Consider the following 24,390-nt stretch of genomic DNA (forward strand, 5'->3'; position numbering starts at 1 on the left):
GTGGCCGGCCCGGCCGCCGGGCGTCGGCGGCCGTGTCGCCGGGGAAGGACAGCACCCACCGGCCGCTCGAGACCGCCCGCTGGACGCGGCGGCGCAGCAGATGGATGGGAGCCTGCTCGGCACTCGGCGCCGCCTGCGCCGGGGACGCGGGCGCGGTGGGCAGGTCCGCGCGCTGCAGCCGGTCCAGGCCCACGTCGACCCGCGCACCGGACTGCGCCGGATGCTCGGTGGCGAGGAGCTGGGCGCGGGGGTGCGGGGCCGGGGTGAGCCGGGCGACGACCCGGAGCGTGGCGCCCCGGGCGGCCGGCAGACGCAGGTTGTCCCAAAAACGGTTCTGGAAAGGCCGTTCGAGAAACCGGAGACCCGGAAAGGCCGGAGAGCGGCAAAGCCCGGAAACCGGAGAGGGGGGAAGGATCAGTCGCGCCCGGCGGCCCGCTCCTGCTTCTCCTTCTTCAGCTGGTTGATCCGCGCGGCCTCCTTGCGGACCTCGGCCTGGGTGGCGCGCTCCTTCTCCAGCCACTCGGGCCGCTCCTGCTTGAGCGCCTCGATCTGCTCGGTCGTCAGCGGCTCGGTGACCCCGCCGCGCGCGAGACCGGCGATGGACACGCCGAGCTTCGCGGCGACCACCGGACGCGGGTGGGGGCCGTTGCGCCGCAGCTCACTCAGCCACTCCGGCGGGTTCGCCTGCAGCTCGTTCAGCTCGGCGCGCGTGACGACGCCCTCCTGGAACGAGGCGGGGGTGGCGGGGAGGTACACACCCAGCTTCTTCGCCGCGGTCGCGGGCTTCATCGTCTGGGTGCTCTGCTGCGAACTCATGAGGTCAAGGGTATCGGCCGTGTGCCGGGCCGCTGACCACGGCCGGTGACGGAGGGCAGGCCACGGCCGGTAACCTGGCCTGGTGACAGGCTCGGAGGAATCACCGTCGTTCCGGCTCGCGTACGTACCCGGAGTGACGCCCGCCAAATGGGTGAGGATCTGGAACGAGCGTCTGCCGGACATCCCGCTCACTCTCGTCCAGGTCCCGGCCGCTCAGGCGCCCGAGGTGCTGCGCGCGGGCGAGGCCGACGCGGGCTTCGTACGGCTCCCGGTGGACCGTACGTTCTTCAGCGCGATCCCCCTCTACACCGAGACCACGGTGGTCGTCGTCCCCAAGGACCACCTGATCACGGCGGCGGACGAGGTGACCATGGCCGACCTCGCCGACGAGGTGCTCTTCCATCCCCTGGACGACGTCCTCGGCTGGGACAGTCCGCCCGGCGAACCCGCCTTCGAGCGCCCCGTGACGACAGCGGACGCGATCGAGCTGGTGGCCGCGAACGTCGGCCTCCTGGTCGTCCCGCAGTCCCTGGCGCGCCTCCACCACCGCAAGGACCTCACGTACCGCCCCGTCACCGACGCCCCGCAGTCCGGCGTCGCCCTGTCCTGGCCGGAGGAGGCCACCACCGACCTGGTGGAGGACCTCATCGGCATCGTCCGCGGCCGCACCGCCAACAGCACCCGGGGCCGTACGAAGCCTCCGGCCGAGCAGCAACGGAAGCGCTCCGAGCCGACCGGCACCCGGCAGAAGGCGGCACCGAAGCCGACGGGCCGGACCCCGCGCGCCCGCACGGCGGGGACCAAGCAGACTCCCAAGCGGGGCAAGCCACGCCGGAGGTCGTGAGGGGGGCGGTGCGGCGGCGGTTGCCGTGCGCCCCATTTCGTACGGTCGATGCCGGGCCTGGGTGGCGGTGACCGGCTCGCGGCGACCGGGCGGCGCCGACCGTGCGGCGGTGACCGGCTCACGGCAACCGGCTTGCGGTGACCGGGCGGCGGCACCAGTCGGCTGTAACCGGTTTGTGGTAGTAGGGGGGCGGCGGTAACCGGCCCGCGTTGACCGGTTTGTGGCGGTAGCGGGCAGCGGTAACCGGCCCGCGGCAACCGGCTTGCGGCGACACCGGCTTGTGGCAACCCGACCGCATCCCGCGTCCTCGCCGAGACGCTCGCCGCCGCCACCGCGCTCCGCGCCGCACGCCCCGCAGTCGGCGTCGTGCCCGATATGGTCCGCCGCGCGCCGCCCCGCAGTCGGCGTCGTGCCGATATGGTCCGCGGCGCCCCGCCCTGCAGCCGGTGCCGTACCGGTATGGTCGGCGCTCCCCGCCCCGCCTTGGAGTCGGCGTCGTGCCGTTATGGTTTTCCTCGCCTCGCCCGACCCTTGCACCTGGCGCCGTGCAGACATGGCCCTCCGCGCCCCGTCCGCCCACCGGCCCCTACACCCTCTCCCGCGCCGTCTCCCTCCGCTGCTCCGGCTGGGGACGGACGCGGCGTTCCCGCAGGTCGGCGAAGGCCAGGCAGAGGGCCAGCAGGATGATGCCGACCGAGGTGAGCAGGCCGTACTGGAGCGCGGTCGCGGGGCTGTCGTCGTTGGCCAGGTGGGCGAAGTACACCGAGCCGACCACGGCGACACCGGCCGCCGAGCCGATGCGCTGGGCGGTCTGGAGTACCCCGCCGGCGGCCCCGCCCCGCCGCACGGGCACGAGGGACAGGGTGAGCGTGGTGTTGGGGGAGACGGTCAGGCCGGAGCCGATGCCGGCGACGAGCAGCGGAAGCGCCGCCGCCCAGGCCACGCCTCGCCCCGGGGCCCAGTGCACGGCCGCGAGGACGCCGAGCATCCCCGCCGCCACCGTGCACAGCCCGGCGATGACCAGCTTGCGTCCGAAGCGCACCACCAGCCGGCCGCCCGCAGCGGCACCGACCGCCGAGCCCGCCGCGAACGGCATGGACGACAGGCCCGCCGCCAGCGCGCCGTAGCCCATGCCGTTCTGCAGGAACAACGTGTAGACGAAGAACAGCGTCGTGAAGCCGCCGAAGTACACCAGGCTCAGCAGCGCGCCCAGCGAGAAGGAGCGCAGCGAGAAGAGCCGCAGGTCGACCAGCGGTGCCCGGCCCCGCCGCCCCTGGCGCCGCTCCCATGCCCAGAACGCGGCCAGCAGCCCGGCGCCCACGGGGAGCAGGGCCCACTTCAGCCGTCCGTGCCACTGCTGTTCCTGTACCAGGGGCAGCATCAGCCCGAGCACACCGCAGCCGAGGAGCAGGACACCCGGAACGTCGAAGCACTCGCGCTTGCCCGGCGAGCCGGGGGAGTGGGGCAGCAGCCGCAGCGCCGCGCAGAAGGCGGCCAACCCGATGGGCAGGTTGACGTAGAACACCCAGCGCCAGGCGTCGGGGCCGCCGGCCGCCTGGATCAGCAGGCCGCCCGCGAGCGGGCCGACCGCCGTGGAGATGCCGATGGTGCTGCCCATCATGCCGAACGCGCGGGCCCGATCCGCGCCCTGGAACATCTGCTGGATCAGCGCCGAGGTCTGCGGCGCGATCAGGCCCGCCGACGCTCCCTGGACCAGCCGGAACAGCACCAGCCAGGCTGCGCCGGTGGACAGCCCGCAGGCCGCCGAGGCGAGCGTGAACAGCGCGAGCCCGGTCAGAAAGGTCTGGCGCCGTCCGCGCATGTCGCCGAGTCGCCCCGCCGGGACCAGGGCCAGGCCGAGGGTGAGGGCGTACCCGGACATCACCCACGACAGCTCGGCCGTGCTGGCGCCCAGTCCGTGCTCCACCGAGGGCAGCGCCACGTTCACGATCGAGGTGTCCAGCAAGGTCATGAAGGCCGCGGTCAGGCAGACGGCGAGCGCTTTCCACCGTCGGTCGTGCGGGGCCGGCCCGGCCCGGTCTGTGGTCATGGGATCACGCTAGGCAGCCACCGCCTCCCGCGCACGGCAGGAACGTCCAGGGCGGGACACCCTGCCCCACCCCCGACCGCGTCGAGGAACGGGCTGACCGGTGCCGGTGCCGCTCAGCGGGACCGCGCCATGGCCCGGAGCCAGGCGTACGCCGACTGTGCCGTGAACTCCGTCTGGCCGCCGCGCAGCAGAAGGGTCGCCGTGGCGAACTCGGGCATGTCGGCCTGGGCGGCCACGTACGGGATCGCGATGCAGCGCATGCCGGCCGCGTGGGCGGCGGCCGCGCCCGGTGCCGCGTCCTCCAGGACCACGCAGTCCCCGGGGTCCGCGCCGAGCCGGCGGGCCGCCTCCAGCAACACGTCGGGGGCCGGCTTGCCGTGCGGCACCTCCTCGGCGGACACCACCGTACGCAGGCAGGTGCCCAGGCCCGTGCCTGCGAGGATCGCCTCGATCGCCTCCGGGGAGGACCCGGACGCGACCGCCATCGGTACCCCGTCGGCGGCCAGGAGTTCCACGAACTTCCGCATCTCCGGGTACACGGGTGTACGGGTCCGGGCGATCTCCAGGTATCGCCGGTTCAGCTCGGCGAGCAGGTCCTCGGCCGGCGTGCTCAGGCCGTAGCGCTCTGCCCAGAGCCGCGTCGCGTCCTGGTTGCCGATGCCGACGTAGGCCTCGTTGTCCGCCCAGGTGAAGTCCGGGACGCCGTGCCCGGCCAGGGTCTGCCGGCTCGCCTCGTAGTAGTTCGGTTCGCTGTCCACCAGCGTTCCGTCGAGATCGAAGATGACCGAGAGGCCGCCGAGATCGCTCATGCGCTCCAGCATGCCAAGGGTCAGGTGCGCGTCGCCCGGCCGATCGACTCCACCAGGGGCAGCAGCCGCTGCGGGACGCGCTCGCGCAGCGCCACCTCGGTACGCGTGCGCACCACGCCCGGCAGGCTGATCAGCTTCTGGATGATGTCCTCCAGATGGGCGTTGTCCCGGCCCACCACCCGGGCGAGCAGATCGCCCCCGCCCGTGATCGAGAACGCCTCCACGATCTCCGGTACGGCCGCCAGCGCGTCCCCGACGTCGTCCAGGTGGCCCTGGGTGACCTCGATGTGCACGAACGCCAGCACCGGATGGCCCAGGGCGGCGGGGGAGAGGGAGGGGCCGGTGCCGGTGATCACACCGTCCCGCTCCAGCCGGTCAAGCCGCGCCTGGAGGGTGCCGCGGGCGACGCCGAGGATGCGGGCGTATTCGCGCACGCTGGTGCGCGGCTGTTCCAGGAGCAGTCGCAGGATGCGGGTGTCGAGTTCGTCCACGGCCATGATGGACGACTGTACCAATGGCTCAGTCGGCCTAAGTGCGCCTGTGGCCTCGAACTGGTCCGTTGGCTCTTCGTGAACGCGGCCACCGGTGCGCTGCTGCACCAATGGCACAGCGATTCGCGACACACTTGAGCCAGTGACGTCGGTGATGCTCTCATGGAGGCGTCGATGGCGCTGCGGAGTCCCGCGGCGCCTTTTCTGTGCCGGTGTTCCGTCCGGTTTCCATCGGTTTCCATGGGGAGGGCAGCAGTGCTGAAGAGGGTGTTCGTGGCTCCGGACCCGGGACGGGCGCGGTTGCGCTTCGCCGCGCGGGCCGTCCTCGGCATCGGCCTCGCGGTCGTCGTCTGCCTTCTCGCCGGTCAGTCCGTCGTCGGCGCGGTCGCCGGCGGCCTCGCGGCTCTCCTCGCCCTGTTCACCGTCGCCGACGCGACCGTGCGCGGGCAGGCCGTGACCACCGCACTGCTGCCCGCCGTGGGGGTGCCGGTGCTCGCCGCCGCGGCCGAGCTGCACGCCGTGCCCGTTGCGCGCGACCTCGTGTTCCTGGGCGTCGTCGGCGCCGGGGTGTACGCGCGCCGCTGGGGGCCGCGCGGGCACAGCCTCGGTGTGTTCGCCTTCATGACCTTCTTCGTGGCCCAGTTCCTGCACGCCACCCCGGCGCAGCTGCCCGAGCTGTACGCTGCCGTCCTGCTGTCGGTGCTCAGCGCAGCCGTGGTGCGCTTCGGCGTGTGGTGCTACGAGCGCCGGCTGCCCCCGGCCGTCGTACCTTCCCCCACTCCCGGCTTGGCTCGGGTGACCACGCGGCAGGCCGTCCAGGCGACCGCCGGCGCGGGCTTCGCGCTGGTCGTCGGCCAGCTGGTGTCCGGACAGCGGTGGTACTGGGCCGTCGGCGCCACCTGGTGGATCTTCGTCAACACCGCCTCGCGCGGTGAGACCCTGGTACGCGGCTTCCGTCGGGTCCTCGGCACGGTGATCGGCATCTGCCTCGGCTTCCTCGTCGCCGTTCCCGTGGGCGGCGCGCCGGTCCCGACGGCCGTCCTGGTCACCGTCGCCGTCTTCGGCATCTTCTACACGGCCGCCGTCTCCTACACCTGGATGATGCTCTGGGTCACCCTGCTCGCCGAACTGCTCTACGGCCTCCTCGGCGTCCTGAGCCCCGGCCTGCTCGCGCTGCGTTTCGCCGAGACCGGCGTGGGGGCACTCGGCGCCGCGCTCGCCGTGCTGTTCGTCCTGCCGGTGACCACCCACGCGATCACGGACGCCTGGATCCAGCGCGCCCTGCGCTGCGTACACGCCTGTACGGCCGAGGCCGCGGCCCGGCTCGCCGGTTCCAGCACGGCGGACCCGGCGCCCCGCGTCGCTGAACTGGAGCAGCTGCTCGGCCGGGTCCGGCTGGCCGTGGCCCCGCTGGTCCACCCGCTGAACCCGATGCCGGCCCGCAAGCGGCGCGCCCGCCGGGTGCTGGCGCTCCTCGACGACTGCGCCCGTGAGGTACACGGCCTGGTCGCCGTCGCCGCCGACCCCGAGGCGTCGCACGACGCCCGCCTCGCCGCGGCCTGCTGGCGCGTCGAGTCGGCCGTCGAGGCGCTTACGGCAGGCCGTCGGGAGCCCGTCCACAACCCCGCCGAGCCCCCCGCCGAGCCCGCCCTGGCCCACCTCCACGGCCTGGAACGTGCCCTCACCGACCTGGCCGAGCCCCTGCGTGCTCCGACGGGGTCACGGCCGGTTGGGGCTTGAGCCGGGCGGTGTGGGCGTGCGGTTGGTGGGGGCTTGTGCCGGGTGGCGTGCGGGGGTGCGGTTGGTGGGGGCTTGTGCCGGGTGGCGTGCGGGGGTGCGGTTGGTGGGGGCTTGTGCCGGGCGGCGTGCGGGGCGCCGGATGGTGGGGCTGATCGGGGCAGTGTGCGGGGCGCGGGTGGATGGGGGCTTGTGCCGGGCAGTGTGTGCGGGGCGCGGATGGTTGGGGGCTGATCCGGGCGACGTGCGGGGCGCGGGTGGTGGGGAGTCGAGCACCGGCGGGGGCGCGGGTGGTGAGGGGCTGAGTCGAGCACCGGCGGGGGACGCGGGTGGTGAGGGGTTCAGCCGAGCACCGGCGGGGGGCGCGGGTGGTGAGGGGCTGAGTCGAGTACCGGCGGGGGCGCGGGTGGTGAGGGGCTGAGTCGAGTACCGGCGGGGGACGCGGGTGGTGAGGGGTTCAGCCGAGCACCGGCGAGGACGCAGGTGGTGAGGGGCTGGACCGGCCGGCAGTGACGGTCCTGCGTGGCGGTGCGGGGGCCGTGACCGGGGCCTCGGTGGGGTGACCTGTGCCTGCGGAGCCCGTGCGGCGTTGTCCCGGCCCCGGCAATGATCAGACCCGGCGTTGCAATGACCGGACCCCTGTGGCAATGATCGGACCACGCACAGCAACCGTTCGCTTCCCGCGAGAGAAAGAACCACCGGCCACGCCCCGGCCCTTGGTCTAGACCGGCCGTGATCGCTGCTACCGTCGGCCCCGGACGGGCTCGACCGAGAGGGGACAGCGGTGGCACAGGACAGCAGGTCCGGCAGGAGCCGGGCGTTCATCGGCTCGTTCACGGCGGCGGGCGGTCCCGGCCTCGTGACCGCCGAGGTCGCGCCGGAGGGCGGCGCCCTCCTCCTCGGCACCGCGGTGAGCGAGGTACCCGACCCGTCCTACCTGGTTCTCGCGCCGGACGGGGCGACGCTCTACGCGGTCAGCGAGACGGCCGAGGGTGCCGTCGCTGCTTACCGCGTCGACGGCGGCCGGCCCGAACCCGCGGGGCCACCCGTGCGGGTCGACGGCAGCGGACCGACCCACCTCGGCCTGTACGCCGGCCATGTGCTGACGGCCAACTACGGCTGCGGCAGCGTCACCGCCGTACCCGTGCGGCCGGACGGCTCTCTCGCCGCCAAGCCCTCCGGGCGGCTCCAGCACACCGGCTCGGGCCCGCACGACCGGCGCCAACGCGGTCCGCACGCCCACCAGGTGCAGCCCGACCCGAGCGGCCGGTGGGCCGTCAGCGTCGATCTCGGCACGGACTCGGTGCGCATCTGCACCCTGGAGGACGGCGTTCCCGCCGTGCACGGCGAGTTCGCCCTGCGCCCCGGCTCCGGCCCCCGCCATCTGGCTTTCCACCCGGACGCCACGCACGCCTACGTCGTCAACGAACTCACCCCCACCGTCACCGTGTGCCGGTGGGACGCCGAGGCCGGCTGCCTCAGACCGCTGGTCGAGGTCCCCGTGCTGCCCGGCGCCCCGGCCGGCGACGCCTATCCGTCCGGGATCGCGGTCTCGCCCGACGGCCGTTTCGTGTGGACCGCGACCCGCGGCGAGGACGTCCTGTCGATCCTCGCCGTCGAGGGCGAGTCGCTCCGGCTGATCGGCACAGTGCCCTGCGGCGGGCACTGGCCGCGCGCGCTCGCCGAGCACGACGGCTTCCTCTACGCGGCCAACGAGCGCTCCGGCGACGTGACGTGGTTCGCCGTGGACGAGGCGACGGGGCTGCCCCGCTACGAGGGCTCCGTGTCGGTCACCGCGGCCTCCTGCATCGTCTTCGGCTGAGGCCGCTGAGGCCGCGCGGGGCAGGGCGTTCCGGCAAGGCGAAGGGCCCGCTCCGGGGTGGGGAGCGGGCCCTTCGCCGTACGGGTGCCGCGAGGTGGCGGCGGGGGTCAGCGGACCGGAATGCCCTGCGCCTGCTGCGGGGCGATGCCCAGTGTCGTCGTGTACTTGGCGAGGGCGAGCTTGCCGATGGCCGGGTACGCGCCGAGCGCCTCGGCCGTGGCGCAGCCCGCCTCCTCGGCGGCCGCCGCCAGCAGCGCCGGGTCGATCTCCGGGCCGATCAGATACGGCGCGAGTGCCAGCTGCTGCGAGCCCGAGGAACGCAGCTGCTCGGCGACGGAGGAGATCGAGCCCTCCTGGTCCAGGGCCGCCGCCATCACCGGCACGGCGAGGCGCGCGGCGAGCAGCATGCCGGTGATCCCGGCCGCCTGTACGGCCTCCTCTCCGCCCACGGACGCCAGGATGATGCCGTCCGCGGCGGTCGCCACGGTGAACAGGCGCGCGCGGTCGGCACGGGCCAGGCTCGCCTCCGACAGCCGCACGTGCAGCGCCTCGGCGAGCAGCGGGTGCGGGCCGAGCACGTCGGTCAGATCGGCGGCGACCCGGCTGTCCATCACGGACTGGCGGATCTGCCGCAGCAGGGAGCTGTCCGGACCGGCCAGCAGCGGGACGACGACGGCGACCGGGCCGTCGGGCTGCTTGACGCCCTCGACCCCGGCGGCGACGGCCTGCTCATAACGGGCCGTGCGCTCCTCGGCCGCGCGCACGAGCACGGAGCGGAGCGTGGGGTACTCGGCGTCGTCCCCGTCCAGGTATCCGATCCGGGCGTCCAGGCCGGGCAGCTCGGAGCGGGCGATGCTCACGACCTCCTCGGCGAGGGCACGCGTGGCGGCGCTGGGCGCACCGGGCACCGCGAGGGTGAGCGCGGGCGCACCCTCCGGAGCCACCAGCGGTTCCGGTCGGCGGTGCCGTCCGGGCTGGCGGGGTCGCGGCATTCGTACGGGCAGGCCGGACTCGGGCCCAGTGGGGGTGCTCATGGCGCCGCATGTTACTGGCTTTCCCGGTTACTCCGTTCGGGGAGGGTGCAGGTGAGCGGTATCCGTCCGGTTTTGTCTGATGAGTTACGCGCCGGCGGCACGTGTTATAGGCACTTGCCGCGGATATGGGTCGACAAAGAGGTGACAAGGCAGAAGAATCCGCTTTTGTGAGGAGCGCGAGCGGGGACCTCAATCGCCTTGCGCGGGGACCACGCAGAGCACGGTCGGTTCGCCCGGCAGGGTGAGCCGGCCGGCCGCGAGCTCGCTCGCGATCCGGACCGAGCCGTGCAGGGGATCGCCCTCGGCCGGCACCTGCCGGGCGTGCGGCAGCCTGCTCGCCAACTCCTCGCGCAGCGGTACGAGGAGGGGCTCGCCCATCCGGAACATGGCGCCGGTGAGCGCCACTTGGGGCTCCCCGTCAGCCGGGCACCCGGCCGCGGCCGACTCGGCCATGTGCCGGGCCACGGCGCGCAGGATGCCCGCGGCGACCGGCTCGTGCGCGGCGCACGGGGCCACCCGGGGGCGAAGGAGGCAGGTACGGCGTGCCGGTCGGAGCGAGAGTAGAGCTGTCCCGGCAGCCCGCACACCGGGCCGAATCGCTCCTGAGCGCACGTCGGCGACGCGGCGGAGCCACCGTCCCGGCCGTCGTGGGCCCGCAGCGCCGTGTCCAGGCCGGCCCACCCGATCCAGACGCCGCTGCCGCGGTCACCGGGCAGATGGCCGTAGCCGCCGGCCCGGCGTCGTGCCTTCGGGTTGGTGCCGACCGCGATCGGCCCGGTGCCCGCGGCGAGCATCGCGCCCGGACGCGACCCGAGGGCGCTGACGCGGCCGGTCACGGCGTCGGCGGCGAGCGCCACGTGTCGTATACCCAGCTCCCGGGCGAGGGTGCCCGGCAGTTCGGCGCGCGGGGCGTGGCCCAGGGTGGCGAACCCGGCGGCACCGACGACGGCAGTGCCCGGCCTGTCCACTCCCGCCCCGGCGGTGGACGCGCGGGCCGGCGGGACGAGTTGGGCCATCAGACGGGCGGGATCGATGCCCCACTCGCCCGTGCGGACCGGCTCGCGTGACTCCCGCTGTGCGGTGGGCGGCCGGCCCGGCACGGCACGCCGACGGCGATCCGGAGACCGGAGCCTCCGGAGTCCAACGCCGGACAACCGGGGACGGTCACGGCAGTCGCCAGTCCACGGGCTGCCCGCCCTGCTGGATCAGCAGGTCGTTGGCCCGGCTGAACGGGCGCGAGCCGAAGAAACCGTAGTCGGCCGACTTGGGCGAGGGATGCGGGGACTCCACCGCCGGCAGGCTGCCCAGCAGCGGACGCAGATTGCGGGCTTCCCGGCCCCAGAGGATGGCGACCAGCGGCTTGCCGCGTGCCGCCAGCGCCCGGATCGCCTGCTCGGTGACCTCCTCCCAGCCCTTGTCGCGGTGGGCACCCGGGCGGCGGGGAGCCACGGTCAGCGCCCTGTTGAGCAGCAGGATGCCCTGCTGGGTCCACGGCGTCAGGTCGCCGCTGGACGGCTGGGGCAGCCCCAGGTCGGTGTTCAGCTCGCGGAAGATGTTGATCAGGCTGGGCGGCAGCGGGCGTACCTCGGGCGCGACCGAGAACGACAGCCCCACCGCGTGCCCCGGGGTCGGATACGGGTCCTGACCGACGATCAGGACCCGTACGTCGTCGAAGGGCTGCTGGAAGGCCCGCAGGACGTGGGGTCCGGCCGGGAGGTAGGTGCGTCCCGCGGCGATCTCCGTGCGCAGGAAGTCGCCCATCGCGGCGATCCGTCCGGCGACGGGTTCCAGGGCCTTCGCCCAGCCCGGTTCGACGATTTCATGCAAGGGTCGTGGTGCCACGGGCGTCACCCTACTGCCGTACACGGCCCGGTGATCAACCGATGGCCGAAGCCCGGCGGCGACGCCCCCCGGCAACCAGCCCGTGCGCCTCAGCCGATCACCGCCGCCCGCACGCACAGCACGTCCGGCAGATGCGCCGCCAGCTGCTGCCAGCTGTCGCCGTCGTCGGCCGAGGCGAACACCTCGCCGTTGCGGTTGCCGAAGTAGACGCCCGCCGGGTCGGCGTCGTCGGTGCACAGGGCGTCCCGCAGCACCGTGCCGTAGTGATCCTCCTCCGGCAGCCCCTTGGACAGCGGCTCCCAGGTCCGGCCCGCGTCCGCGGTGCGGAAGACCCGGCAGCGGTGCTCTGCGGGCACCCGGTCCGCGTCGGCGTTGATCGGGAAGACGTACGCCGTGTCGGCCCGGCGTGGATGGGTGGCCACCGCGAAGCCGAACGTGGACGGCAGATCCGCGCCGATGTCCGTCCAGTGCGCGCCCGCGTCATCGCTTCTGTACACCCCCCAGTGGTTCTGCAGATAGAGCCGGTCCGGGTCGCCCGCGTCCTTGGCGATCTTGTGCACGCACTGGCCGAACTCCGGGTTCGGGTCGGGCAGGAACACCGCGGACACACCGGAGTTGGACGGCGCCCAGCTCGCCCCGCCGTCGCTGGAGCGGAACACCCCGGCCGTCGAGACGGCCACGGTGACCGCCTTGGGGTCACGGGCGTCGGTGACCACCGTGTGCAGACCCTCACCGCCACCGCCCGGCACCCACCGCGAGCGCGTCGGATGCTCCCACAGCGGCCGGACCAGTTCGAAGCTCTCGCCGCGGTCCTCCGAGCGGTACAGCGCCGCCGGTTCCGTGCCCGCGTACACCACATCGGGCTCGGCGGCGGCCGGGTGCAGCTGCCAGACGCGCTCCAGGGAAGCGCCGGTCTCCTTGGGGAACTTGACGGCCGGCTGCGGCGGTTCCGTCCAGGTGCGGCCCAGGTCGTCGGAGTGGAAGACCGACGGGCCCCAGTGCGCGCTGTCGCCGCCCGCCAGCAGCCGCGGCCGGTCCCCTCGGGTGTCGATCGCGACCGAGTAGACGGCCTGCGCGTTGAAATAGGGACTGTCGTCGAACTCCCAGGCGCCGCCGCCCCTGCGCCGCCCGATGAAAAGGCCTTTGCGGGTGCCCACCGCCAGCAGTACCTCGGTCATGCCGATCACCTCCGGGACGTCTTCGTCCAGGTAGTCGTGAGACACGTAGTCGTCGGTTATCGGCCAGTGTGCACCCCACCACTGACAGTCCCCCCTTGCATGCACGTTTCCACAGGTCACAGCGGTGCCGTCGGTCCATGACGGCGATCGGCCCGGGTCCGTTGCGGCATGCGCCTGCGCGCGAGGGGCGTCTCGTGCGACCGTCGGGGAGACGGCTCGTCGTGAGCAGCGGAGCGATCTCCCGCGTATGGGAGGGCGGTCCGGCCGGTCGGTGCGCTCGTGAGGAGGATGCCCTTGAAGGCGTTCCGTGGTCCGAAGGTGTGGCTGTGGCGCTGGCGGCGCAACCCGCTCAAACGCCGGGCCGACGTGGTGGAGGCCTGGGTGGTGCTCGGCACCTGGCTGCTGACCGTCCTGGCGGGGATCTCGGCCGGACTCGTGGCGGCCGGTTCGGTGGAACACGGACTCGCGAGGGAGCGGGCGGCCTGGCGTCCCGCGGTGGCCCACGTGGTGGAACGGGCCCCGGGAACCTCCCCCGTGCACCGCCACGCCTCCGCCGGCGAGCGCGTCTGGGCCAAGGTGAGCTGGACCGTGGCCGACGGCTCCGCCCACACCGGTCAGGTCCGGGTGGTGCCCGGCAGCAAGGCCGGTGCGCCGGTCACGGTCTGGACCGATCCGCGGGGCCGGCTCGTCAGCCGTCCCGCCTCCGTCGCCGAGGCCGCCTTCCGGGGCACCCTGATCGGCTGCCTGGTGGGCGTGAGCGCGGCGGCCGTCCCCTTCGTCGGCGGCCTCGCCCTGCGCGGCCGTCTGGAACGCCGCCGCATGCACGCCTGGGACGCGGAGTGGGCGCGGCTCGGACCGCAGTGGGGACGGATGGTCTGACCACGGCCCGGCGGCCTCGGGTCCCCGTCCGGCCGGGGGACCCGTGACGCCTGTGAGACCGTCAGCTCCCTTGGATTTCCCGTGCATTGTCACGATCGGGTGACGTTGCCCGAACCAAGGCAACCTCACAGGATCTTCACAGGTCACACACGCGCAAGACACGACGTCCGGCGGGCCGCGGCCCGAGGTCGCTGCCGACCGCACCAAGGAACGGAAACTCTGTGAGCACTGCCGGTTCTCCGGGACGTGTCCAGCCCGCCCGGCCGGGCGACCCTTCCCGCATCGGCCCCTACCGGATCATCGGCCGGCTCGGCGCCGGCGGCATGGGCACCGTGCACGCCGGTCTGACCGCCGACGGACTGCGGGTCGCGGTCAAGGTGATCCATCCCGCGCAGGCCGAGGACCCGGAGTTCCGGGCCCGGTTCCGGCGCGAGGTGCAGCTGTCCGCCCGGGTGCAGGGACCCTGCCTCGTGCCTCTGCTCGCCGCCGACCCGGAGGCCGCCGCACCCTGGCTGGCGACCGCCTACGCCCCCGGCCCCACCCTCAACCAGTACCTGGCCGACCACGGCCCCCTCACCGGCGGAACCCTCTACGCCTTCGCGGCCGGCACCGCGCAGGCGCTGGCCGCCATCCACGCGGCCGGTGTCGTGCACCGTGACGTGAAGCCGCAGAACGTCATCCTCGGCCCGGCCGGCCCGCGGGTCCTGGACTTCGGCATCGCCCGCGCCGCGGACGGCACCAGCGTGACCCGCACCGGGGTGATGACCGGCACACCCGGCTGGATCAGCCCCGAGTACTACCGCACCAGCACCGCGGGGCCCGAGGGCGACCTGTTCGCCTGGGGGGCGCTCGTCGCCCACGCGGCCACCGGGCGGCTCCCGTTCGGCGTCGGCGCCCCGGACGCGGTCGCGTTCCGGGTCATGTCCGGTGAGCCCGATCTGGACGGGGTCCCCGAGGCGCTGCTCGGCCTCGTGCGAAAGGCCCTCGCGAAGGAACCCGCCGAGCGGCCGGCCGCCGCCTCCCTGGCGGAGGAGTGCACCCGGCTCCTCGCCGGCCAGGCCACCCAGGTCCTCGACGCGGCAGCCGGGGCGGAGCCCACCAGGGTCGGCGAACTGGTCACCGCCCAGTGGCACATACCCGCGCCGGACGACCCCACCTGGCACCCTCCGGCAGCCTCCTCGCGCAGACGCGCCCTGCTCGCGGTCCTCGTCGCCGCGGTCCTCGTCGGAGCCTCGGCGGGCGGTGCCCTCGCCCTTCGCACCGGCGGCCACGACGACAGCGTCGGCCGGGGCGCCGCCGGTCACGCCACCGCCGGCCCGGCCGGAGCGTCCGCCACGACACGCGCCGGCGGCGCCGCGCACGTCACCCCACCCTCCCCGACCCCCGGCGGCACCACGGCGTCTCCGACCGACCCGCGCCGGGTCGCCATACCGGTGGATCCGCTCGCCGGGATCTCCGGCCCGGCCTTCACCCGTGCCGGCGACGAGTCCGAGCCGACCACCGACGAGTGGCGGGCCAGCGCCGCGGCGAGCACCGCGCAGGAGCGGGCCGTCGAACGGGCGGTCCGCGCCGACGTCACGGCCATGCTGGCGACCAAGCACATGGACTTCATGACACCCACGGTCACCTTCAACAAGCGGGCGCAGACCGTGATGGTGACCGGTGGCCCGGTCTCCCAGCTCCCCGACGACGACCAGGGGATGTTCGAGCGGGCCGGGGAGATGGCGGCCTGCACCGCCCTCGCGCACCGGCTCCAGGACGAACCGAGAGCATGGCCCTACGGCCGTTACGTCGTCGCCTGGAGGCATGTCGACGGCGACCCCGAACCTGATGTCCTCGGCTTCGGCGAAGCCACCGACGGCTGCCTCACCCGGATCGCCGGACAGTGGCAGGGAGACCAGGGAGGCCTGGCCGCCGCCGGCATACCGAGCAGCGACAAGGCGGAGATCCGCGTCGCCGACGCCGCCGACAAGGCCATCACGGCGGAGTGGAACTCCCGGATCGCGCAGGGCGACGGCCTCGCGCCGTTCAGCGACCGCAACGCCATCAGCCTTGGCTTCGACCCCGTCGAGAGGGCCGCCTATGTGTGGGCACGGGACACCAATGAGGTCCTGGTGGGCCGTGCCCAGCGGGACAACTTCCAGGACGCGGTGTCCAAGACCCTGTGCCCGAAGCTGACGGCCGAGTTCCACCGCAACCCGTCGTGGAACTACACGCGGTGGAGCGTCGCCGTCTACGAGCCGGACGGCTCCGACCCCGAACTCGTCCGGTCGGGAGAGTGTCTGCCCTGAATCCGCTGACACCTCGCCAGCACCTCCCGGCACGCGCGCAGCAGGTCCTCGTCCTCCGGTATGCCCTGCCCGGCGCCTCCGGCCGCATGGGCCAAGTGGCGGCGCGGAGCGGCCAGTTCCTCGGCCGCCAGGTGCCGTAACGGCGCCGCGGCCGGGCCCATCGCGGTCAGGCACCGGGCGATCGCACGGCGGGTGCGCGGGTCCTGTGCCCAGGCCTCCCGGAACACCGGCAGCAAAGGCTCCGGATCCGCGTCGATGCGCCACAGCGCACCCGCGGCCGACACCCGATCCCGTGCGAAACACGACCGGGCCATGCGACGCAGCCCGGGCAGCGCGGCCCGCCCGGCCGGACCCAGACGGCCGAGCTGCACGGCGGCCAGGCGGCGGCTCGCCGGATCACCTTCAACCAACTCCCGCAACAGCACGGGGAGTACGGCGGAGGCGTCCCGCTGCACCGACCAGAGAGCACCGGCCGCTGCGGCGGCATGCCGGGTGCGCAGGAGCGCACGGAGGGCCGTCACCGCCCGCGCGGTGGCGCCCAGCACCTCCAGCGTTGTGATGACCTGGCCCGTGACCGCGTCGTCCCGCGCCCCCGGTCCGCCGCGGGCACCCGACAGCAGCCGCAGCACCTCCGGAACGGCCTCCTCGTCCCCGATGGCGCCCAGCGCCGCCAGCAGCGGGGCGGCGAGCCGGGCGGCAGAGGGAGAGGACGGCGGAATCCGGCCGAGCCGGTGCCGCAGCGCGGGAGCGAGCGGGGCCGCGGCCGCACCCAGGTGGGCCAGCTCGAACCCCAGGTCCACCGGTGCCGCAGGGCCGGCCAGCAGGTGGGCCAGGGCCGGGACCGCGCGCGGATCGCCGCACCTGACCAGTGCTTTGAGCGGACCGCCCAACGTGCACGAGCCGCGCTCCACGCGGTGCGCCCACAGGTCGGGCCGGGCACACACCAGGGCGTGCAGGTCGTCAGCGGCCGGCGCGGCCAGCGCGAACAGCCCCGCCAGCACGGCGACCGCCGCTTCCCGCAACCAGTCCCGGTCCGCGTGCAGTTGGGTGCCGAGCAGCCGGACCGTGCCGACGTGGTCGACGCGCCAGCCGCGCAGCAGCGCCCCCGCCATCCACACGCCATGGCACCGGTCCACCGGGTCCGGACCGGTCAACTGCCCGCCGAGGAGGGCGATCCGGTCGTCCACGAGGTCACCGAGCGCCATGTGCAGGGTGCGCAGCAGCCGCGAGCCCTCCTCGTCGGACGGGCGCAGCCGCCGTATGCGCCCGACGAGGCCGCTGGCGGCGCAGGGCTCGGGGACGCGGGCGCGGTGCGCGGAGCGCTCCCGCAGCAGCCGTACCGCCGTCGGCACCAGGTCGGCGGGCAGCCGGGCGGGCGCGACGAGCGCGAGCTGACCGAGCGCGGCGAGCCGCAGCCCCGGGGTGTACGGCGGCGCACTCTGCTCGGCCAGGAGGTCCACCGCGGCGTCGGCGTGCGCGGGGTGCCGGCGGACGAACAGGGCGAGCGCCTCCGGGAGGGCGAGCAGGACCCGGTCGTCCCGCTCGGCCCGCAGCCGCTGCCGTAACAGGTCCAGCACCCGGGCCGGAGCGGGCAGGAAGTGCACGAGGGCCGAGGCGGTCGCCCGGCGCACCGCGGGGTCCGGGTCTTCGGCGAGCCGGACGAACACCTCGGCACCCGCGCGCACGGCCTCCCGTGCCCGCGGGTCCCCGTCCGTGCTCTCCGCGCCGATACCGACCAGCAGTTCCACGATGCCGCCCCGGTCCGGCACCTCCTCCCGGGCCGCGAGCGAGAGCAGGAACGGGACGCAGGCCAGCGTCGAGTCGTACACACACCCCGGGTGGTGCAGCGCGCCGTACATCCCGTCGAGCGCGGTCGCCCGCTCGGCGGTGTCCGCGGACACCAGCGCCCGTAACCAGCCGGGCACGTCCTCCGCGCTGCCGTACGCGTGCCGTAGCGAGGCCCAGTCGACCTCGTCGATCCCCGTGAACACGTTGTCCTCCCCAGACGAGTGCCACCTGGCCGCGAGTGTGCACCACGGGACTGACAACGGTCCGGAGCTGGGCGCTGACTGTGTGCGATCCGTCGGCTGTCCCCGGCCAGGTCGCGGGCTCCCCGCGCATGCCGCCGAGGGGAGCGCCGGCGCCTGGTGGGAGGGGGTCAGTTCAGGCCGGGCAGGGCCCTCTCCAGGATCGTGCCGAGGTCGGTTCCGGAGGGCAGCGTGCCGAACGCCTGCCCCCAGTCGCCGCCCAGGCGGCTCGCGCAGAAGGCGTCCGCCACCGGGTGCGGGGCGTGCCGTACCAGCAGGGAGGCCTGGAGGGCGAGCGCCATCCGCTCGACCATTCGGCGGGCGCCGACCTGGTCCGTTTCGGCCAACTGGTCCTTCAGGGAGGCCACCGTCGTGTCCAGGCGGGCATCCGCCCCGCGTGCGAGGGCGAGTTCGGTGAACAGGGCTTCGGCGGTGTCCGGTTCGCGGCCGAGGGCGCGCAGCACGTCGAGCGCGTTGACGTTGCCCGAGCCCTCCCAGATCGACAGCAACGGAGCCTCCCGGTAGTGCCGCGGCATGCCGGAGTCCTCGACGTAGCCGTTGCCGCCCAGGCACTCCAGGGCCTCGGCGGTGAACGCCGGGCCCCGCTTGGTGACCCAGTACTTGCCGACGGCCGTGGCGATCCGCCGGAAGGCCCGCTCCCCGGCGTCCCCGCGCACCGCGCGATCCGCCGCGCCGGCCAGCCGCAGCGTGAGCGTCGTCGCCGCCTCCGACTCCAGCGCCAGGTCGGCCAGGACGTTGCGCATCAGCGGCTGCTCGATCAGCCGGGCCCCGAAAGCGCTGCGGTGCCGGGCGTGATGCCCCGCCTCGACCAGTGCCTTGCGCATCAGGGTCGCCGAGGACATCACACAGTCCAGCCGGGTGCAGTTGACCATCTCGATGATGGTCTTCACCCCGCGCCCCTCCGGCCCGACCAGCCAGGCCACCGTACCGTCGAACTCCGGTTCCGAGGACGCGTTGGAGCGGTTGCCCAGCTTGTCCTTCAGTCGCTGGATGCGGAAGGTGTTGCGGCTGCCGTCCGGCAGCACGCGCGGTACGAGGAAGCACGACAGGCCGCCCGGGGCCTGCGCGAGCACGAGGAAGACGTCGCACATCGGCGCCGACGTGAACCACTTGTGCCCGCGCAGCGTGTACACACCGGGCTCCGAGGTGGGCGTGGCCACGGTGGTGTTCGTCCGGACGTCCGACCCGCCCTGCTTCTCGGTCATGCCCATCCCCGCGAGCAGGCCCGGCTTCTCGGTCGGGACGCGCAGCTCAGGGTCGTACTCCCGGCTGGTGAGCAGCGGTTCGTACACCTTGGCCAGATCCGGCTGTGCGCGCAGCGCGGGCACGGCGGCGTACGTCATCGACGTCGGGCAGCCGTGCCCGGCCTCCGTGTGCCCCCACACCAGCCCGCCCGCGGTACGGGCCACATGGGCGCCGGGCCGCTCGTCCGCCCACGGGGCGCCGGCCAGGCCCTCGGCGACCGCCGTGCGCATCAGGTGGTGCCAGCTGGGATGGAACTCCACCTCGTCGACCCGGTGGCCGTGGCGGTCGTGGGTGCGCAGGACCGGCTCGTGCCGGTTCGCCAGCTCACCCCACTCCTGTGCCTCGGCGCTGCCGGCGCGCGCCCCCAGGCGCCGGACGCCGTCCTCGGCCCACCCGGCGCCCTCCCGGCGCAGCCCCTCCAGCAGGGCCGGATCGTCGGAGGCGTCGTACGGGGCCAGAGGCGGGGCCTGGTTGGTGACCTCGTGCGTGGCGTACTGCTGCTGGGGCTGCGGCTGCGCAGGCGACTGCGCATGCGGCTGCGCGGAAATCGAGACCATGGGAGCATGTTGCACTCTCGCTGCGGCCGTAGCAATACTGCAACAGGAGGCGCACGTACAGTACGTGCCCATGCGCATGAACGTCTCGCCCGAGCCGCAGCAGGCGCCGGAGCCGCCGGGCCTGCGGCCGCTGTCCGCGCGGTCGGTCGTGCTGAGCCTGCTCCTCGGCGCGCACCCGGCGGAGCTGCCCGTGAAGGACCTGGTCCGGCTGGTGGAGCCCTTCGGCGTCGGAGGCTCCACGCTGCGCGCCGCGCTGAGCCGGATGGTGACCGCGGGGGATCTGCGCCGCACCGACGCCGTCTACCGGCTCAGCGACCGGCTACTGGCACGCCAGCGGCGCCAGGACGAGGCGCTCCGGCCAGGCACGCGCGCGTGGGACGGCGACTGGGAGATGCTGGTCGTCACGGCGACCGGCCGGGGCCCCGCCGAACGCGCCGAGCTGCGCGCCCGGTTGGCCGCCCTGCGCCTGGCGGAACTCCGCGAGGGCGTGTGGCTGCGCCCGGCCAACCTCGACCGTGCCCTGCCGGACACGCTGGGCTCGGTCGCCCGGACCTACACCGCGCGCCCCGACGAGCCCGCGCACGACCTGGTCGCCCGGCTCTGGCCGCTGGACGCCTGGGCGGCCACCGCGCGGGCACTGCTCGCCCGCACCTCGGCCGCCCGGACACCGGCGGACCGCCTCACCGCGTACGCCGCGGCCGTACGCCACCTGCTCACCGACCCCGTCCTGCCGCCCGGACTCCTCCCCGCCCACTGGCCGGGGGAGGCCCTGCGGACGGCCTACGCCGGTTATCAGCGGGAGTTGGCCGACTCGGTGGGACGAAGGGAGCGTGCCGCATGACGGCCGTGGGCGTCGAAGGGTTCCTGCGCGCCCGGTTCCAGGACGAGGAAGAGGCCGTCCGGGACGCGATCGCCGGTGCGCCCGGCGCGGTCCGGGGCGTCATGGCCGACGAGATCGAGCAGGTGCTCACGTCCTGGGACGGCCGGAGCACCCACACGCCGATGGTGCAGTTCGGCGCCGAGGACCCGGTGAAGCTGCTCACCCACGTGGCCCGGCACGATCCGGCCCGGGTGCTGCGCGAACTCGGGGTGAAGCAGGCGCTGCTGGAGGAGCATCACATGCGCGACGACGGCAGGTGCCACATCCGCCGTGAAGCAGGGCGTCCCCGATGGCCGTGCACCACACTGCGCCTGCTCGCCCTGCCGTACGCCGGCCATCCCGGCTACGACGGTTCCTGGCGGCCCGGGGTCTCCCCTCGCCCCTGAGTCTGCCGTCAGGCGTCGCCGCCGGCCGCCTCACCGGTTCCGGCACCGGGAAGGGCGTCCGCCGGTGCGTCGGACGCGCCGCCGGCACGGCCGGTTGAGAACCCCAGGCGGGTCTGTTCCTCCGCGACGATCAGGCGCGCCATCTCGGTGTCCGACACGTCGACGGCGTCCGGGGTCGCCTCCGCCACCGCGCTGCGGCGGGCGTAGGCGTCGAACAGGCGGACCTTCCGGCGCAGCATCTCCACCATCCGCTCGTCCACGCCGCCCGGAGCCAGCAGGCGGTGCACCCGGACCGGCCGTACCTGGCCCATGCGATGGGCCCGCGCCACCGCCTGCTGTTCGACGGTGGGCTTGATCTGGGGCTCGCAGATGATCACGACGGAGGCGGCCTGGAGGTTGAGCCCGACGCCCCCCGCCTGGATCTGCGCCAGCAGCACCGCCGGACCGGACACGGCAGTGAACTCGTCGACGAGCGACTGGCGCCGCTCAGGCGGCACGCTCCCGGTGAGCGGGCCGACCACGGGACCACCGGCCCGTGACCCGGCGCCGAGCGCGTCCTTCACCGCGCCCAGGACGTCCCGGAAGTTGGAGAACACCACCACCTTCAGTCCGTTCTCCCCCGCCTCCTGCACGATCTCGCGGAGCCGGACGAGCTTGGCGGACTTCTCCGGGCGGGCGTACGCGGCCCTGCGCATCGCCATGAAGTTGCCGGAGGCCACCGCCTCGCGATACGCCTCCTCGTCCGAGGTGCTCGGTTCCTCCCACTCGTCCGTCTGCTGCAGGGCGGGCAGTTCGGCGAGGACGTCCACCTGGTTGCGGCGCAGGTACACCGGGGCGACCGCCTTCCGGAAGGCCACGGAGCCGGGCAGTCCGGCACCGTCGCCGATGCGCTCGGCGACGGTCTCGTCGAGCATCCGTACCAGGTTGCGGAACTCGGCGACCCGGTTCTCCATCGGCGTGCCCGTCATGAAGAGGACCCGTTCGCAGTGCCCGGCCCACTGGGTCACGGCCCGGGAGCGCAGGGCCCTGGGGTTCTTCACGCAGTGCGCCTCGTCCACCACCAGCATCCCGATCTCTCCGCCGCCGGGGACCGGGAAGCCGCGCAGGGCGTCGAAGGTCGTCACGGCGACGCCGCCCCGCCCCTTCCAGGAGGCGAACGCGCCGTGCCGGTCCGGCCCGTGCAGGGGTGTGACGCGGAGCGAGGTGCGTGCCTCGATCTCACGCGTCCAGTTCACCAGGACGCTCGCCGGGCACACGACCATGAAGTGGCTCTGCCCTTCGGCGGCCAGATGCGTCAGCGCGGCCATGGCCTGGACGGTCTTGCCGAGCCCCATCTCGTCGCCGAGGATCACCCGGCGCTGCGCCAGGGCGAACCGGGCGCCGAACGCCTGGTAGCCGCGCAGCGACACGCGCAGCCGGGAATCGTCGAGCTGCTGGCCCCGCACCCGCTCGGCGATGCCGTCGGGCAGGAACCCCTCGGCGGCAGCCGTGTCCGGAGCGCGCCCGGAGATCTCGGCGAGCAGGCCGTAGTAGTCGGCGGAGCGCAGTTCGAAGTCCACCCAGGCCGCGAGGTCGTTCGACGCACCCCGCAGCAGGTCCACCGACGCCTGCGCGAGCGCCTCGTGGGCGCCGGCCTCGGCCGCCTCCGCCACCAGCGTGCGCAGTTCCTCGACCGCCTCCAGCGCCCGGGCCTTCCTGGCCCGCCCGGCCAGCAGCATGCTCAGCCGCCCGGAGGCCGGCCGGGCCTCGGACAGCAGGGGACCGAGCCGCTCCGTCAGCTCGGCGGCGGTGCCGACCGCTCGCCGCGCCTCGGGCCCGGCCTCCACCAGCACGTGCAGCGCCATGACGAGCGCCGTGGTCCGCGGCTCCGGACGGTCGACGTCGATGTGCACGGCGACGGTGTCCCGCACCGCGTCGGACAGCTGCCGTGCGGCGGCGACGATCTGATCCGCCGTGCGCTGACCGACTCCGGGGATCTGCCGCAGCCGGTAGGGACCGGCTTCCAGCACCTGCCGGACCGTGCGCAGCCCGTTCCTGTCCACACCGCCCAGCCGCAGCCGTCCGTCCGTCGCGTCCTGCAGCCGCGCCACGGATATGGCGTCGAGCGCCTGCTCCACCGCCGCGTCCTGGAGCGGCTTCAGCGCCGCTCGGACCGCCTCGACGGCTCTGCCGTGGTCGTCGGCCAGTCCCTGTGCGGCCTCGTACAGCCGGGCCGCCCGCGCGACCGCCTCCCGCTCCCTGCGCCCCATCCGCCCTCCCTCGCGCCCCATCCTTCCATCCGCGGAAGACCCGGCGGGGGCGGGGCCGTGGCGGCAGGGACCGGGGCCGCCGTCGGTGTCGACGGGGGCCCGGCCGGGTGGATGTGACGGACTTCCTGCTGGAGTCGCCGACGACGGTGATGTTCCTCCGGGGCGCGCGTCCGCCGCAGTCGTCCCCCTTCGGCACCGGACCGGCGTTGCCCGCCCGCCGGCCGGGGACTGGTCGCACCTGGACCTCGAGGGCCACCGGCTCCTCGGCTCGGCCGTGCCCGAGGGACTCTTCCGGGGCGGCGGCCGAGGCCCGCGGGCGGGGCGCTCGGTGCGGGTGGCGCGGGAGCGGTGCGGGGCGTTCCCTGGGAAGTGGGCACCCCCGGGGCGAGAGAGGCGGGGATGACCAGCGCGGTTGCGGGCACTCGGTGGGCACGCAAGGCGATCTCACCCGAGGAGAGTCATGGCTGAGCAGAAGTCGTCGTCGGTCCTCACGGCGCCCCTGCGCGGCGCGGCCTCGGCACTGCGCAGGGTGCCCGGCGCCGGGGTGGTGAGCAGGGCCGCGGAGGAAACCCTGGACAAGGTCGGCGCGCTCTCGCCCCGCGGCCGGCGTATCGCGGTGTACGCCGGGGCCGGAGTGCTCGGCGCCGCGGGCGTGGTGGAGTGGCCCGTGGCCCTCACGGGCGCGGCAGTGGCCTGGCTCACCCAGCCACGGCCCGCACATCCGGCGGACGGCGGGAACGGGGGCGGCCGGAGTCCCGAGCCCGCCCACGACCTCGGCACCGCGGCCCTGAGGTCCGGCCACGGCGGCGGGTCCCGGGGCGCCCACGGCACAGGTCGGGCGAAGGCCGCCGCGGAGGACGAGACTTCCGGCGGGGCCTGGGACGCCGGCGCCGCAGAGGCCGGGGTCGAGGCGGCCGGAGCCGCCGAGGCTTCCGGCGCGGCCGCGGCCTCCGGGGAGAGCCGGACGGCCGGCCACACCGGGACGCATGGGAGCGGCCGGTCAGCCGGAGGCACGCGGCCGCACGGAGGCGGCCAGACGGCCGGCGGCACGGGGACGCACGGGAGCGGCCGGTCAGCCGGCGGCACGGGGGCGTCCGGCAGCGCCGGTAGGGCCGGAAGCACCAAGACCTCCGGCAGCACGCGGACCACCCGCGGTGCCGAGAGCGCGGTGGGCAAGCCGTCCACCGGGCCGCTCGGTCCCACGGCTCGGCCCGACCGCACCACGCTCTGAG

18 protein-coding genes and 1 pseudogene are annotated in these 24,390 nt (G+C 74.5%); 8 read left to right on the top strand and 11 right to left on the bottom strand.

Features of this window, described 5'->3' with window-relative positions:
• Positions 1 to 414: 414 nt before the first annotated feature.
• On the bottom strand, positions 415 to 816 hold the full coding sequence (locus tag SRB17_RS26595) for a DUF5997 family protein (RefSeq protein WP_153542671.1): 402 nt from the start codon (positions 814 to 816) through the stop codon (positions 415 to 417).
• 82 nt (positions 817 to 898) lie between these two features.
• On the opposite strand from SRB17_RS26595, the gene SRB17_RS26600 reads away from it, so the two are divergent.
• Positions 899 to 1,660 (top strand): LysR family substrate-binding domain-containing protein, encoded by a 762-nt coding sequence (locus tag SRB17_RS26600; RefSeq protein ID WP_323376269.1) that lies wholly within the window; start codon positions 899 to 901, stop codon positions 1,658 to 1,660.
• 586 nt (positions 1,661 to 2,246) lie between these two features.
• Here SRB17_RS26600 and SRB17_RS26605 read toward each other — a convergent pair.
• From SRB17_RS26605 to SRB17_RS26615, 3 genes are all read right to left on the bottom strand, one after another.
• The gene (locus SRB17_RS26605; protein ID WP_153542673.1) at positions 2,247 to 3,710 is read right to left on the bottom strand and encodes an MFS transporter; all 1,464 of its coding nucleotides are present in this window, start codon (positions 3,708 to 3,710) and stop codon (positions 2,247 to 2,249) included.
• 113 nt (positions 3,711 to 3,823) lie between these two features.
• A complete protein-coding gene (locus SRB17_RS26610) occupies positions 3,824 to 4,519 on the bottom strand; it encodes an HAD family hydrolase (protein WP_153542674.1) in 696 nt (231 codons plus the stop codon).
• 20 nt (positions 4,520 to 4,539) lie between these two features.
• On the bottom strand, positions 4,540 to 5,016 hold the full coding sequence (locus SRB17_RS26615; protein WP_153542675.1) for an Lrp/AsnC family transcriptional regulator: 477 nt from the start codon (positions 5,014 to 5,016) through the stop codon (positions 4,540 to 4,542).
• 249 nt (positions 5,017 to 5,265) lie between these two features.
• Between SRB17_RS26615 and SRB17_RS26620 the strand changes: the two genes are divergently transcribed.
• On the top strand, positions 5,266 to 6,750 hold the full coding sequence (locus SRB17_RS26620; RefSeq protein WP_323376270.1) for an FUSC family protein: 1,485 nt from the start codon (positions 5,266 to 5,268) through the stop codon (positions 6,748 to 6,750).
• A gap of 781 nt (positions 6,751 to 7,531) precedes the next feature.
• Complete coding sequence (locus tag SRB17_RS26625; RefSeq protein ID WP_323376271.1) at positions 7,532 to 8,569, top strand: lactonase family protein; 1,038 nt, start codon at positions 7,532 to 7,534, stop codon at positions 8,567 to 8,569.
• A 107-nt stretch (positions 8,570 to 8,676) separates the two neighbouring features.
• Here the strand turns inward: SRB17_RS26625 and SRB17_RS26630 are convergent, their stop codons facing one another.
• The 4 genes and pseudogenes from SRB17_RS26630 to SRB17_RS26645 all read right to left on the bottom strand — a co-directional run bounded on the left by SRB17_RS26630 (position 8,677) and on the right by SRB17_RS26645 (position 12,623).
• Positions 8,677 to 9,603, bottom strand: a complete 927-nt coding sequence (locus SRB17_RS26630) for a sirohydrochlorin chelatase (protein WP_153542678.1) — start codon at positions 9,601 to 9,603, stop codon at positions 8,677 to 8,679.
• A gap of 189 nt (positions 9,604 to 9,792) precedes the next feature.
• A pseudogene (locus SRB17_RS26635) lies at positions 9,793 to 10,771 on the bottom strand (BadF/BadG/BcrA/BcrD ATPase family protein).
• Positions 10,768 to 11,445, bottom strand: a complete 678-nt coding sequence (locus SRB17_RS26640) for a uracil-DNA glycosylase (protein ID WP_323376272.1) — start codon at positions 11,443 to 11,445, stop codon at positions 10,768 to 10,770. Before SRB17_RS26640 ends, SRB17_RS26635 begins: the two are co-directional and overlap by 4 nt.
• An 89-nt stretch (positions 11,446 to 11,534) precedes the next feature.
• Positions 11,535 to 12,623 carry a WD40/YVTN/BNR-like repeat-containing protein gene (locus SRB17_RS26645; RefSeq protein WP_194294168.1) on the bottom strand — a complete coding sequence of 363 codons (1,089 nt, stop codon included), beginning with the start codon at positions 12,621 to 12,623 and terminating at the stop codon, positions 11,535 to 11,537.
• Between the two features lie 288 nt (positions 12,624 to 12,911).
• On the opposite strand from SRB17_RS26645, the gene SRB17_RS26650 reads away from it, so the two are divergent.
• Positions 12,912 to 13,502 (top strand): hypothetical protein, encoded by a 591-nt coding sequence (locus SRB17_RS26650; RefSeq protein ID WP_194294148.1) that lies wholly within the window; start codon positions 12,912 to 12,914, stop codon positions 13,500 to 13,502.
• Positions 13,503 to 13,723: 221 nt separating this feature from the next.
• Complete coding sequence (locus SRB17_RS26655) at positions 13,724 to 15,793, top strand: serine/threonine-protein kinase (RefSeq protein ID WP_323376273.1); 2,070 nt, start codon at positions 13,724 to 13,726, stop codon at positions 15,791 to 15,793.
• On the opposite strand, the gene SRB17_RS26660 is transcribed toward SRB17_RS26655, so the two are convergent.
• Together SRB17_RS26660 and SRB17_RS26665 are read right to left on the bottom strand one after the other, a co-directional pair.
• Positions 15,736 to 17,784, bottom strand: coding sequence for a HEAT repeat domain-containing protein (locus tag SRB17_RS26660; protein ID WP_323376274.1), 2,049 nt, complete (start codon positions 17,782 to 17,784; stop codon positions 15,736 to 15,738). The two genes, SRB17_RS26655 and SRB17_RS26660, sit on opposite strands and share 58 nt — an antisense overlap.
• A gap of 167 nt (positions 17,785 to 17,951) precedes the next feature.
• Positions 17,952 to 19,643 carry a DNA alkylation response protein gene (locus SRB17_RS26665; RefSeq protein WP_153542680.1) on the bottom strand — a complete coding sequence of 564 codons (1,692 nt, stop codon included), beginning with the start codon at positions 19,641 to 19,643 and terminating at the stop codon, positions 17,952 to 17,954.
• Between the two features lie 70 nt (positions 19,644 to 19,713).
• Between SRB17_RS26665 and SRB17_RS26670 the strand changes: the two genes are divergently transcribed.
• Both SRB17_RS26670 and SRB17_RS26675 read left to right on the top strand, forming a co-directional pair.
• The gene (locus SRB17_RS26670) at positions 19,714 to 20,484 is read left to right on the top strand and encodes a PaaX family transcriptional regulator C-terminal domain-containing protein (protein WP_194294149.1); all 771 of its coding nucleotides are present in this window, start codon (positions 19,714 to 19,716) and stop codon (positions 20,482 to 20,484) included.
• Positions 20,481 to 20,909, top strand: coding sequence for a DUF6221 family protein (locus SRB17_RS26675; RefSeq protein WP_153542681.1), 429 nt, complete (start codon positions 20,481 to 20,483; stop codon positions 20,907 to 20,909). Before SRB17_RS26670 ends, SRB17_RS26675 begins: the two co-directional genes overlap by 4 nt.
• Before the next feature lie 8 nt (positions 20,910 to 20,917).
• Here SRB17_RS26675 and SRB17_RS26680 read toward each other — a convergent pair whose 3' ends face one another.
• Entirely contained in the window at positions 20,918 to 23,158 is a 2,241-nt protein-coding gene (locus tag SRB17_RS26680) for a DEAD/DEAH box helicase (protein WP_153542682.1), read from the bottom strand.
• A 460-nt stretch (positions 23,159 to 23,618) separates the two neighbouring features.
• Between SRB17_RS26680 and SRB17_RS48570 the strand changes: the two genes are divergently transcribed.
• Positions 23,619 to 24,389, top strand: coding sequence for a hypothetical protein (locus SRB17_RS48570; RefSeq protein ID WP_416237088.1), 771 nt, complete (start codon positions 23,619 to 23,621; stop codon positions 24,387 to 24,389).
• Position 24,390: the final 1 nt, after the last annotated feature.

It is taken from the genome of Streptomyces sp. RB17, assembly GCF_009604455.1.
GTDB lineage: Bacteria > Actinomycetota > Actinomycetes > Streptomycetales > Streptomycetaceae > Streptomyces.